The organism is Streptococcus pseudopneumoniae IS7493 (assembly GCF_000221985.1).
Lineage (GTDB): Bacteria > Bacillota > Bacilli > Lactobacillales > Streptococcaceae > Streptococcus > Streptococcus pseudopneumoniae.
This window is the reverse complement of the sequence record NC_015875.1, coordinates 1,654,470-1,667,302: the sequence shown is the minus strand read 5'-3', so window position 1 is coordinate 1,667,302 and position 12,833 is coordinate 1,654,470. Positions and strand designations below refer to the sequence as shown.

13 protein-coding genes are annotated in these 12,833 nt (G+C 31.9%); all 13 read left to right on the top strand.

Annotation, left to right across the window (positions count from 1 at the left end; all coding sequences use genetic code 11):
• The first annotated feature begins 390 nt into the window (after positions 1–390).
• The 13 genes from SPPN_RS08530 to SPPN_RS08465 all read left to right on the top strand — a co-directional run bounded on the left by SPPN_RS08530 (position 391) and on the right by SPPN_RS08465 (position 12,778).
• The gene (locus SPPN_RS08530) at positions 391–621 is read left to right on the top strand and encodes a hypothetical protein (RefSeq protein WP_001280259.1); all 231 of its coding nucleotides are present in this window, start codon (positions 391–393) and stop codon (positions 619–621) included.
• A gap of 313 nt (positions 622–934) precedes the next feature.
• Entirely contained in the window at positions 935–2,800 is a 1,866-nt protein-coding gene (locus SPPN_RS08525; RefSeq protein WP_044012235.1) for a glycosyl hydrolase family 28-related protein, read from the top strand.
• 53 nt (positions 2,801–2,853) lie between these two features.
• Entirely contained in the window at positions 2,854–3,090 is a 237-nt protein-coding gene (locus SPPN_RS14440) for a hypothetical protein (RefSeq protein ID WP_420173448.1), read from the top strand.
• On the top strand, positions 3,074–3,820 hold the full coding sequence (locus tag SPPN_RS12300; RefSeq protein WP_000239031.1) for a protein phosphatase 2C domain-containing protein: 747 nt from the start codon (positions 3,074–3,076) through the stop codon (positions 3,818–3,820). The genes SPPN_RS14440 and SPPN_RS12300 overlap by 17 nt, the downstream gene beginning before the upstream one ends.
• A 57-nt stretch (positions 3,821–3,877) precedes the next feature.
• Positions 3,878–4,519 (top strand): phosphate signaling complex PhoU family protein, encoded by a 642-nt coding sequence (locus SPPN_RS08505; RefSeq protein ID WP_000945329.1) that lies wholly within the window; start codon positions 3,878–3,880, stop codon positions 4,517–4,519.
• A 12-nt stretch (positions 4,520–4,531) separates the two neighbouring features.
• A complete protein-coding gene (gene galT / locus SPPN_RS08500) occupies positions 4,532–6,007 on the top strand; it encodes a UDP-glucose--hexose-1-phosphate uridylyltransferase (protein ID WP_000848806.1) in 1,476 nt (491 codons plus the stop codon).
• Positions 6,008–6,019: 12 nt separating this feature from the next.
• Positions 6,020–7,030: a UDP-glucose 4-epimerase GalE gene (galE, locus tag SPPN_RS08495; protein ID WP_000996562.1), complete on the top strand. Its 1,011-nt coding sequence runs from the start codon at positions 6,020–6,022 to the stop codon at positions 7,028–7,030.
• Between the two features lie 181 nt (positions 7,031–7,211).
• Entirely contained in the window at positions 7,212–7,871 is a 660-nt protein-coding gene (locus tag SPPN_RS08490) for a DUF1868 domain-containing protein (protein ID WP_000793816.1), read from the top strand.
• Between the two features lie 32 nt (positions 7,872–7,903).
• On the top strand, positions 7,904–8,962 hold the full coding sequence (locus SPPN_RS08485) for an extracellular solute-binding protein (protein ID WP_000870092.1): 1,059 nt from the start codon (positions 7,904–7,906) through the stop codon (positions 8,960–8,962).
• Positions 8,963–9,064: 102 nt separating this feature from the next.
• Entirely contained in the window at positions 9,065–10,075 is a 1,011-nt protein-coding gene (locus SPPN_RS08480) for an ABC transporter ATP-binding protein (protein ID WP_000589142.1), read from the top strand.
• An 11-nt stretch (positions 10,076–10,086) separates the two neighbouring features.
• Positions 10,087–11,778 carry an ABC transporter permease gene (locus tag SPPN_RS08475; RefSeq protein WP_001216169.1) on the top strand — a complete coding sequence of 564 codons (1,692 nt, stop codon included), beginning with the start codon at positions 10,087–10,089 and terminating at the stop codon, positions 11,776–11,778.
• 2 nt (positions 11,779–11,780) lie between these two features.
• The gene (locus tag SPPN_RS08470; protein WP_000127548.1) at positions 11,781–12,491 is read left to right on the top strand and encodes an MgtC/SapB family protein; all 711 of its coding nucleotides are present in this window, start codon (positions 11,781–11,783) and stop codon (positions 12,489–12,491) included.
• A 95-nt stretch (positions 12,492–12,586) separates the two neighbouring features.
• Entirely contained in the window at positions 12,587–12,778 is a 192-nt protein-coding gene (locus SPPN_RS08465; protein WP_000656282.1) for a hypothetical protein, read from the top strand.
• Positions 12,779–12,833 lie beyond the last annotated feature (55 nt).

Sequence of the window (12,833 nt, the reverse complement as noted above, 5' to 3'; positions counted from 1 at the left end):
GTGTCTTGTTCTAGTTTTCAATTCACCCTATTTTTTGAAAGACGTGAGTTTCCATGAGTGAGATTGTGGAAACTCACGTCTTTTTTTTGTTTTCAGAATATTGTTCAAAGTTTTGTGCCTGTCTTTCATGTTCTAGTCATTCTTTTGCATGATAGAATTTATAGCATGTTGATATTATAATAATACAGATATTCTATATGTTTAGTGATGCTTGCTATACATCATTAGATCTCCTGCGAGACAATCTATAAAACACTTGTCTACGATTACCTATATGCCCTATTCCAGTATTTTAGAAGCACTGCATCTATTTTTATCGAGGTTAAATCTAGCTTTTATAGAAGGTCTATTTAAGAAATATATTGTAGTGTTTTAGTTTCAATCCGCCATATGAGCGATATTCAGGTAAATATCCCTGGCGAATGCTTGTATGACAAGGTATTTGTTCTTTCATTTATAATTTACAACATATCAATAAATTTAAATATAGTAAATGGGATATTTTATATTCAAGCTAAGAAAGATAGCATCACTTTTGAATGGAAGGCTAAAGAGCAAACTAGGAAGTTGGCCATAGATAGCTCAAAACCCTGCTTTGAGGTTGTAGATATAGTAAAATGAAATAAGAATAGGACAAATCGATCGGGATAGTCAAATCGATTTCTAACAATGTTTTATAAGTAGAGGTGTACTATTCTAGTTTCAATCTACTATAGAACTGACCAAGTCAGTAACCTAGACTTAGGGCAAGGCGGCACTGACCTAGTTTGAAGAGATTTCCGAAGAGTATAAATTTTAATATTTTCTTGTGTTATTCCTTGACAATTCAATTTGGAAAATATATGATAAAGATAATGACAGCGGTGTCATTCTATCTATTTTAAGAAAAGTAATAATCAATTGTTAAAAAATAGTAAAAAAATTGGAGGTTCTGATGAAATATTTTGTTCCTAATGAGGTATTCAGTATTCGTAAATTAAAGGTGGGGACCTGCTCGGTACTATTGGCAATTTCAATTTTGGGAAGCCAAGGTATTTTATCGGATGAAGTTGTTACTAGTTCTTCACCGATGGCTACAAAAGAGTCTTCTAATGCAATTACTAATGATTTAGATAATTCACCAACTGTTAATCAGAATCGTTCTGCTGAAATGATTGCCTCTAATTCAACCACTAATGGTTTAGATAATTCGTTAAGTGTTAATAGTATCAGCTCTAATGGTACTATTCGTTCTAATTCACAATTAGACAACAGAACAGTTGAATCTACAGTAACATCTACTAATGAAAATAAGAGTTATAAGGAAGATGTTATAAGTGACAGAATTATCAAAAAAGAATTTGAAGATACTGCTTTAAATGTTAAAGATTATGGAGCAATAGGTGACGGAGTTAATGATGATCGTCAAGCAATTCAAGATACAATAGATGCTGCAGCTAAAGGACTAGGTGGAGGAAATGTATATTTTCCTGAAGGAACTTATTTAGTAAAAGAAATTGTTTTTTTAAAAAGTCATACACACTTAGAATTGAATGAGAAAGCTACAATTCTAAATGGTATAAATATTAAGAATCACCCTTCCATTGTTTTTATGACAGGTTTATTTACGGATGATGGTGCGCAAGTAGAATGGAGCCCAACAGAAGATATTAGTTATTCTGGTGGTACTATTGATATGAACGGTGCTTTGAATGAAGAAGGAACTAAAGCAAAAAATCTACCACTTATAAATTCTTCAGGTGCATTTGCTATTGGGAATTCAAATAACGTAACTATAAAAAATGTAACATTCAAGGATAGTTATCAAGGGCATGCTATTCAAATTGCAGGTTCGAAAAATGTATTAGTTGATAATTCTCGTTTTCTTGGGCAAGCCTTACCCAAAACGATGAAGGATGGGCAAATCATAAGTAAGGAGAGCATTCAGATTGAACCATTAACTAGAAAAGGTTTTCCTTATGCCTTGAATGATGATGGGAAAAAATCTGAAAATGTGACTATTCAAAATTCCTATTTTGGCAAAAGTGATAAATCTGGAGAATTAGTAACAGCAATTGGCACACACTATCAAACATTGTCGACACAGAACCCCTCTAATATTAAAATTTTAAATAATCATTTTGATAACATGATGTATGCAGGTGTACGTTTTACAGGATTCACTGATGTATTAATCAAAGGAAATCGCTTTGATAAGAAAGTTAAAGGAGAGAGTGTACATTATCGAGAAAGCGGAGCAGCTTTAGTAAATGCTTATAGCTATAAAAACACTAAAGACCTATTAGATTTAAATAAACAGGTGGTTATCGCCGAAAATATATTTAATATTGCCGATCCTAAAACAAAAGCGATACGAGTTGCAAAAGATAGTGCAGAATATTTAGGAAAAGTATCAGATATTACTGTAACAAAAAATGTAATTAATAATAATTCTAAGGAAACAGAACAACCAAATATTGAATTATTACGAGTTAGTGATAATTTAGTAGTCTCAGAGAATAGTATATTCGGTGGTAAAGAAGGAATTGTTATTGAGGATTCAAAGGGTAAAATAACCGTTTTAAATAACCAATTTTATAATTTATCCGGTAAGTATATATCATTCATCAAATCTAATGCAAATGAGAAAGAACCTGTTATACGTGATAGCGATGGTAATTTCAATATTGTAACGGAGAATGGGCTTTATAAAATTGTAACAAATAACTTAAGTGATAAAAACGAAAAAGAAAAAACAAAGAGGAAAAATTTAAAACAAGTTCATATGTGCATGAAAAACAATCTAATTCAAATAATGTAATTGATAGTAACCAGAAGAACGGAGAGTTTAACTCAAGTAAAGATAATAGACAAATGAATGACAAGATCGACAATAAACAAGATAATAAGACAGAAGAAGTGAACCATAAAATAGTTGGAGATGGCAGAGAAACTGAAAATCATATTAATAAATCTAAAGAAATAGTAGATGTAAAACAAAAATTACCAAAGACTGGTTCGAACAAGATTATGGAACTATTCTTAACAGTGACAGGAATTGGTTTACTTTTGACACTAAAAGGGTTGAAGTATTATGGTAAAGATAAATAAAATTTGTTCGATACAAGGAAGTTCTGTAGAAAATGAGGATACTGTAGGTTCACAAAATCAGTATTTTTGGATTATCGATGGAGCTACAGATTTATATAATTCTAAAGAGGAGATAGGTTATTCAGTCTCAGAAGTTGTACATATTTTATCAGAAAGTTTGTCGGTTAATTGTAAAGAATCAAAAACTCTTAAACAAATATTTGAAACTGCTTTACTCGAGGGTAAAGATGAAATAGGTTTAAACTCATATGAATTAACAGAGTATTATCGCTTACCAACATTTGCTTTTATATTTGCTAAACTTTCAGAAAAAAAGTTGGAGTATATGATGCTAGGTGACTGCGTCATGTTAGTAAACGAAATGGAAATAACTGATCATAGAGTAGATAACTTATTTGAAAAAGGAAAAAATGAGATAAAAGATTCAATTGGTACAAATAGTGCTTTAAATAAAAAAATTATTTTACAAAAAATCAGAAAATTATCTAATCAACCGAGTGGGTACTGGATAGGTTCGTTGGATGAGAGATTTTTAGACCATGCTATTATTAATCAAATAGATGTTACTAGTGAACAAATTGTTTTAATGAGTGATGGCTTTTATGAATTCTATCAAAATAATCAAAATAAGACTTTTGAAGAGTTAATTAAGATGAGATTTAATTCTTCTGCTATTGATCCAATCTATGGAAAGAAGGATGATGCAAGTATTCTAGTTATTGATGTTTGATATATTGTTTAAAATATTAATTGTTACTATTGAACTTTGTTAAGAAGAGGTACCTAAATGTTAAGGTTATATTTAGAAAATGAAATTATAGAATTATCAAATAATTTAGAGACCATTTGGGTATCTGTGCTTGATAAATACGAGAAGTTATTTGAATATTTATCAAATGAAGAACGAGTAGAATTGATTAAAGAAGATTTAATCATAAATGAGTCAGTTCTAAATATTGATAAAAAAGGATTTGAGTTAATTTGTTTACAACATCCTGTTTCATATGACTTAAGAAGAATTATTAGTGTAATAAAAATATCAACTGACATTGAACGTATTGGGGATAGAATTGTTGAAATTTTAAAAAATCTACAGATTATTCAAAATAATGAAAATTTGAAGAAAATTATTTCAGAAATAAAAATACTTCATGAAGTTATCGGACAGCATATGAATAGGGCTATATCTTGTTATAGAGAGGAACAATCTGGATGTTTAGATATGGTTGTTATACAAAAACAGAATGAGATAGAAGAGCTTAGTATAAATATTGAAAAGAAAATAATGAATTACATATTTGAAGATGATGGGAATGTTTCTGAAGTAATTGGTGCTTTAGATATTATTCATCACCTTGATAAAATTGCTCATACTACGCAAGCAATTTATAAATGGATAATGTATAGAAAATATGGGAACATAAATTAGAAAGAAAAATATATGAAAACAATTATTGATAATTTTGTTGATAGAGTAATTGAATACGGAATGTATAATGAAATTGACAAAATATATGTGAAAAATAGAGTACTAGCGTTAATAGGTGAGGAGGGAACTGATCGCATTTCCGATGAAAATGACCTGAAACAAATAAAAGATTACTTAGTGGAAATCGCCTTAAAAAACGGTAAAATTAAAGATTTAATCGAGGAAAAGGAATGTTTAGGAGCAGAGTTAATGAATTTCATAGTTCCTTTACCTAGTCGATTAAATGATATTTTTTGGAGTTCATATGATATATCACCTCAAGAAGCAGTTGAAGAGTTTTATAAGTTAAGTAAAGATAGTGATTATATTAAAACTTCTGCTATTGCTAAGAATATTGAGTTTCGAGCATCAACTAAATACGGAGAGCTAGAGATTACGATAAATTTGTCAAAACCCGAAAAAGATCCAAAAACAATTGCTGCTGAAAAATTAGTAAAAGCAACTAATTATCCTAAATGTTTACTATGTATGGAAAATGAAGGATATCAAGGTCGAATAAATTATCCAGCACGTTCGAATCATAGAATTATTCGGTTGAAACTTGGTGACGAAGTATGGGGATTCCAGTATTCTCCCTACTCATATTTTAATGAGCATGCGATATTTTTGAATAGTCAACATGTACCAATGGCTATTACCTCTAAAACATTTGAACAATTATTGGAGATTGTTGATATTTTGCCAGGATATTTTGCTGGTTCAAATTCTGATCTTCCTATCTCAGGAGGCTCCATTCTTAGTCATAACCACTACCAGGGAGGGAAATATATTTTCCCAATGGAAAAAGCAAAATTTGAGAGTGAATTTCGTTTTAAAGACTTTGAGGATGTTAATGCTGGTATTGTAAAATGGCCAATGTCAGTAATTAGGTTACAAAGTGAAAATAAAAATCGCTTGTTAGATTTAGCTACTAAAATTCTAAACAAGTGGAGAGAATATTCAGATTTAGAAGTAGACATCATTGCAATGACTGCAGATGTCCCACACCATACGGTGACTCTTATTGCTCGTAAAGTGGACGGAAGATATGAATTAGATATTGTTCTAAGAGATAATCATACTACTGAACAATACCCAGATGGTGTTTTCCATCCTCATCAAGATGTACAACATATTAAAAAGGAAAATATTGGGTTAATCGAAGTGATGGGACTTGCGATATTACCACCTCGTTTGAAACCAGAGTTAGAAGAAGTTGGAAAATATCTTTTAGGAGAGGAAAACGCAATTGCGGATTATCATTTAGAATGGGCCGACCAATTGAAAGAAAAATATCCTAACATTAAAAAAGAAGAGGTTAATAGCGTAGTTCAACACGAAGTAGGACAAGCATTTGCGAGAGTCCTAGAAGATGCAGGTGTTTATAAGAATACTTCATCTGGACATGAAGCGTTTATGAGATTTGTTAAGTCGGTTGGAATTAATTAGGAGGAAACCCAAATGGCAATATTGGTAACAGGCGGAGCTGGTTATATTGGTAGCCATACCGTAGTAGAATTACTAAATTTAGGAAAGGAAGTTATCATTGTCGACAACCTTTCGAATTCTAGCATCTTGGTGCTAGACCGTATTGAAGCAATTACAGGAATACGTCCTGTGTTTTACGAATTAGATGTTTGTGATAAACAAGCATTGAGAAAGGTATTTGAACAAGAATCGATTGATGCTGCAATTCATTTTGCAGGTTATAAAGCTGTCGGAGAATCCGTGCAAAAGCCTGTGATGTACTACAAAAATAATATTATGAGTACATTGGCACTTGTTGAAGTGATGTCAGAATTTAATGTTAAAAAGATTGTCTTTTCTTCAAGTGCGACTGTATATGGAATTAACAATCAGTCACCTCTAATTGAGACGATGCAAACAAGTGCGACAAATCCTTATGGGTATACGAAAGTGATGCTTGAGCAAATTTTAAAAGATGTTCATGTGGCAGATTCAGAATGGAGTATTGCGTTGCTTCGTTATTTCAATCCAATTGGTGCTCATGAGTCTGGGCTTATTGGGGAAGATCCCTCAGGAATTCCTAACAACTTGATGCCTTATATTGCACAAGTAGCGGTAGGTAAGCTGTCAGAGCTAAGTGTGTTCGGAAATGATTATGATACGCTTGATGGTACTGGTGTGCGTGATTATATCCATGTAGTAGATTTAGCAATAGGACATATAAAAGCTTTAGAAAAAGTATCTGAAAAAACAGATGTTTATATCTATAACCTAGGCTCGGGAGAAGTCACTAGTGTATTACAACTTGTAAATACATTTGAAAGTGTTAATAAGATCCCTATTCCTTATAAAATAGTTCCAAGACGTTCAGGAGACGTTGCAACTTGTTATGCAAATGCAGACAAAGCATATAAGGAATTAAATTGGAGAACAACAAAATCGATTGAAGACATGTGTAGAGATACATGGAATTGGCAATCAAAAAATCCCAATGGCTATAATTGATGATACTGTCTATATGAGTGCTGTATTTTGGAAAAATTACTTAACCTTTTAATGAAATGTATATTTAATGAAAGATAAATTAAAAAAAATGTTTGACAGCGCTTGACAAAGGAAACGGTTTCATTGTATAATGTAAACATGCTGACACCGATGTCAAATATAAAAAAAAGAAGGTCTTTATATGAAAAACTTAACAAAAATTAAGTTCAAAGAGAATGGGGAATTTAATCATTTTCCAGGAAATACTGTTGTAGCAAATCTTTATACTAAACAAGATTTGATGGAAGTTGTTGATATTATTCAATCACGTTATAGAGAATTACCATTTATCGATAAGTTCACTTTAACTCCAAGGAATTCTATTCACATGACTGTAATTGAATTGTTGTGCCATGAAAATCGTGAAACGGAGTTTTGGAGCAGTAATCTTCCTTTAGATACACCTTTACAGAAAATACATGATTACTTTGCTAAACAACTTGAAATTTTTCCATTGTTAAATGAAGAAATTCTTATGCGTGTAACGGAAATGGGAAAACAAAACATACTAGTTGAACCTGCAGATGAAGCTTCTGCTAAGAGATTAGAAGAAATTCGTACTTATGTCTCAGAAAAAGCAGGTGTTTGTTTCCCTAATCATGATAGATATCAATTCCATATTTCAATTGGGTATCTTCGGATTCCTCTAACCGAAGAGGAGGAAGAAGAGTTTACTAAAGTTAGAGCGGAATTAACTGAAATTTTATTAGAGAAGATTCCAACTATTACTGTAAACCGTATTGACTATACTGTATTTGAAGATATGAGACAATTTGTTCCATATCACGAAAAATTTAAATAAAATAATAAAAAAGGAGAACTTATCATGAAAAAATGAAAGTTTGGTCTACTGTACTTGCAACGGGAGTTGCTCTTACTACACTTGCTGCTTGCTCTGGAGGTTCAAATTCTACGACTGCTTCTTCATCTGAAGAAAAAGCTGATAAAAGTCAAGAATTAGTAATCTATTCGAACTCAGTCTCAAATGGTCGTGGTGATTGGTTAACTGCTAAAGCAAAAGAAGCTGGTTTTAATATAAAAATGGTTGATATTCCTGGCGCTCAATTAGCAGACCGTGTTATTGCCGAGAAGAATAATGCAGTTGCAGATATGGTATTTGGAATTGGTGCTGTTGATTCAAATAAAATTAGAGATCAAAAATTACTAGTCCAGTACAAGCCTAAATGGTTAGATAAAATTGATCAATCTTTATCAGATAAAGATAATTATTATAATCCTGTGATTGTTCAACCATTAGTTTTAATTGGAGCGCCTGATGTAAAAGAAATGCCTAAAGATTGGACTGAATTAGGTAGTAAGTATAAAGGTAAATATTCAATTTCTGGTCTTCAAGGTGGTACAGGACGGGCAATTCTAGCAAGTATCTTAGTTCGATACCTTGATGATAAAGGTGAATTAGGTGTTTCCGAAAAAGGTTGGGAAGCAGCAAAAGAATATTTGAAAAATGCATACACTCTTCAAAAGGGAGAAAGTTCAATTGTTAAGATGTTAGACAAAGAAGATCCAATACAATATGGAATGATGTGGGGTTCTGGTGCATTAGTTGGACAAAAAGAACAAAATGTTGTTTTCAAAGTTATGACTCCTGAGATTGGTGTACCATTTGTAACTGAACAAACTATGGTTTTAAGCACTAGTAAAAAACAAGCGTTAGCTAAAGAATTTATTGATTGGTTTGGTCAATCAGAAATTCAAGTAGAATATAGTAAGAACTTTGGATCTATTCCTGCAAATAAAGATGCCCTAACAGAGTTACCTGAAGATACGAAAAAATTTGTTGATCAAGTGAAACCACAAAATATTGACTGGGAAGCTGTTGGAAAACATTTGGATGAATGGGTAGAAAAAGCTGAATTAGAATACGTACAATAAGAAATAAGAGTTAATTTTTATGTCCAAGTCTCTCTATTATTTCTAAATTTAAGGAAGAAATAAAGAGAGGCTTTTGGTTTAGTAATAGAGGGAGTTAGTGAGATGATTAAATTTGATAATATTCAAATTAAATATGGTGATTTTGTTGCAATTGATAATCTGAATTTAGATATACATGAAGGGGAATTCTTTACTTTTCTTGGACCTTCAGGATGTGGTAAATCAACTACTTTGAGAGCATTGGTAGGTTTTTTAGATCCATCATCAGGAAGTATTGAAGTTAATGGAACAGATGTCACTCATTTGGAACCTGAAAAGCGTGGAATTGGAATTGTATTTCAATCTTATGCGCTATTTCCAACTATGACTGTTTTTGATAATATTGCATTTGGTTTAAAAGTTAAGAAGGTAGCTCCAGATGTTATTAAAGCAAAAGTATCAGCAGTAGCAGCAAAAATTAAGATCTCTGATCAACAGTTACAGCGTAATGTATCAGAATTATCTGGGGGTCAACAACAAAGGGTAGCATTGGCTCGTGCTCTGGTTCTTGAACCTAAAATTCTTTGTCTAGATGAACCATTGTCAAACCTTGACGCAAAATTACGTGTAGATTTGAGAAAAGAGTTGAAAAGACTTCAAAAAGAGTTAGGTATTACTACTTTATATGTTACTCATGATCAAGAGGAAGCCTTGACTTTATCTGATAGAATTGCAGTCTTTAACAATGGATACATCGAACAGGTCGGTACACCAGTAGAGATTTATCATAATTCTCAAACTGAATTTGTATGTGATTTTATTGGAGATATTAATGTTTTGACCGATGAAACAGTCCACGAAGTATTATTGAAAAATACAAGCGTTTTCTTAGAGGATAAAAAAGGATACATTCGATTAGAGAAAGTTCGATTCAATCGTGAAACTGAACAAGATTTTATTCTAAAAGGGACAATTATTGATGTTGAGTTTTCTGGAGTTACAATTCACTATACAATAAAAGTTTCTGAAAGTCAGATTCTTAATGTAACAAGTATTGATAGTCAGGCTGCTATTAGATCTGTCGGAGAAAGTGTGGAATTATTTATCACTCCATCAGACGTTCTGCAATTTTAAGGAGGTGCAGTATGCGTCATAAATTAAATTTAAAAGATTGGCTTATTCGTTTAGGGTTAATCTGGTTCTTAGTAACATTTATTATTTATCCAAACTTTGATCTAGTAGTGAATGTATTTGTAAAAGGAGGAGAATTTTCCCTTGATGCTGTACATCGTGTTCTAAAATCTCAAAGGGCACTTCAGAGTATTATGAACAGTTTTAAGTTGGCATTTTCACTCATTATTACAGTTAATATCGTAGGTATTCTTTGTGTTCTATTTACAGAATACTTTGATATTAAAGGTGCTAAAATTTTAAAATTAGGTTATATGACCTCTTTAATTTATGGAGGAGTGGTTTTAGCGACTGGATATAAATTTGTCTATGGTCCTTATGGATTGATTACAAAATTTTTACAAAATATTATCCCTTCTTTAGACCCTAACTGGTTTATTGGGTATGGTGCAGTCTTATTCATTATGACATTTTCAGGAACGGCTAATCATACATTGTTTTTAACAAATACAATTCGAAGCGTTGACTATCACACTATTGAGGCTGCTCGAAATATGGGAGCAAAACCATTTACTGTTTTCCGAAAAGTAGTGTTACCAACCTTAATTCCAACTCTATTTGCACTTACTATTATGGTTTTTCTTAGTGGTTTATCTGCAGTAGCAGCACCCATGATTGTTGGTGGTAAAGAATTTCAAACTATAAATCCAATGATTATTACATTTGCAGGGATGGGGAATTCTCGTGATTTAGCTGCCCTACTTGCAATTATTTTAGGTATTGCAACTACAATTTTGCTTACTATCATGAATAAGATAGAAAAAGGTGGAAATTATATTTCTATCTCTAAGACTAAAGCGCCTCTTAAAAAACAAAAAATTGCGTCTAAGCCTTGGAATATCATTGCTCACATTGTAGCATATGGATTGTTCACAGTTTTCATGCTTCCACTAATTTTTATAGTATTATACTCATTTACAGATCCAGTTGCAATTCAAACAGGTAACTTAACATTATCAAACTTTACTTTAGAAAATTATCGCTTATTCTTTAGTAATAGTGCGGCATTCTCTCCATTCTTGGTCAGCTTTATTTATTCTATTATTGCTGCGACAACAGCAACAATTCTCGCAGTTGTATTTGCTCGTGTTGTCAGAAAACATAAATCTCGTTTTGATTTCTTATTTGAATATGGTGCTCTACTTCCTTGGTTACTACCAAGTACACTTTTAGCAGTAAGTTTATTATTTACTTTTAATCAGCCACAATTTCTTGTCTTGAATCAGATTTTGGTAGGTGGTTTGGTAATTCTACTTATTGCATATATAGTTGTAAAAATCCCATTTTCTTATAGAATGGTACGTGCTATTTTATTTAGTGTTGATGATGAGATGGAAGATGCAGCAAGAAGTATGGGTGCTTCACCTTTTTATACTATGATGAAGGTTATCATTCCATTTATTTTACCGGTTGTTCTCTCTGTTATTGCTTTAAACTTTAACTCTTTATTAACTGACTTCGACTTATCTGTATTCCTTTACCATCCCCTAGCTCAACCATTAGGTATTACGATTCGATCTGCAGGTGATGAAACAGCAACATCTAATGCACAAGCTCTGGTATTTGTTTATACAATTGTTCTGATGATTGTTTCTGGAACTGTATTATACTTCACACAAAGACCGGGGCGTAAAGTAAGGAAATAATCATGACAGCCACTAGTCTTGGGTTATCACATATTGAAATAGTTGTCAGGATTGTTTTATCAGTAGTTATTGGTGGTGTAATTGGTTTAGAGAGAGGAAGTAAATCTCAACCAGCAGGTATTCGTACACATAGTATTGTTTGTCTGGCTGCATGTTTAATTATGATGACGAATGAATACGTATCTTATAAATTTGGTACAGGAGATCCTACACGCTTAGGTGCGCAGGTTATATCAGGTGTTGGTTTTCTTGGGGCTGGAACAATACTTATTACAGATAAAAAGAAAATAACTGGTTTAACAACTGCAGCCGGAATATGGGCTTCAGCTGGAATTGGATTAGCTATTGGAGTAGGTTTTTATGAGGGAGCTCTTTTAGTAGCCATTTCTGTTTGGGGTGTGATATCCATGTTCCAACCACTAAAAAAATATCTACGAAATCGTTCTAAAATGATTGAATTGTATATAGTGGTTAAATCTACAGAAGCCTATAATCGTGTATTGGTTTATTGTGCAGAAAATGGCATTAGAATGACTGATTCTAGAACTGCATTTGGAGATGTTAATTCTGACAGAATTGAATATTTTGATGTTCCAGACAAAAAAATCGCGTCATTTATTACTCTGGAATTATCAGGTAGATTTGAGCACCTTAAACTAATGGAAGAAATTGCTAATATTGTAGGTGTTATTTATGTCGAAGAAATTAGCTGAAATTTAGTAAACAAAGGGACAGATGTTTTTGTCCTTTTGTTTTTTAGATGTTTTAATCATCTAATTTTTGAGTAGATTTTTGCTCAGAGGTTTTTATGAAAGATTATAAAATCAATTTTGATTTAGGTAAAATAGAATATTTTGATAATAATTGTTTGATACAAGTATACAAATTTATTTCTTTTTATGATATTTGTGAAATGGTGTTTGCCTTTCATTTACCTCCTGATGAGTTGATAACAAATGTTATCTTTAAAGAAAAAATTAACTCTATGTTAAAATGTTAAATTGACAGGCTATTATATGTTTTTATAAATCCTACACATTTTACTGAAAAAGTTA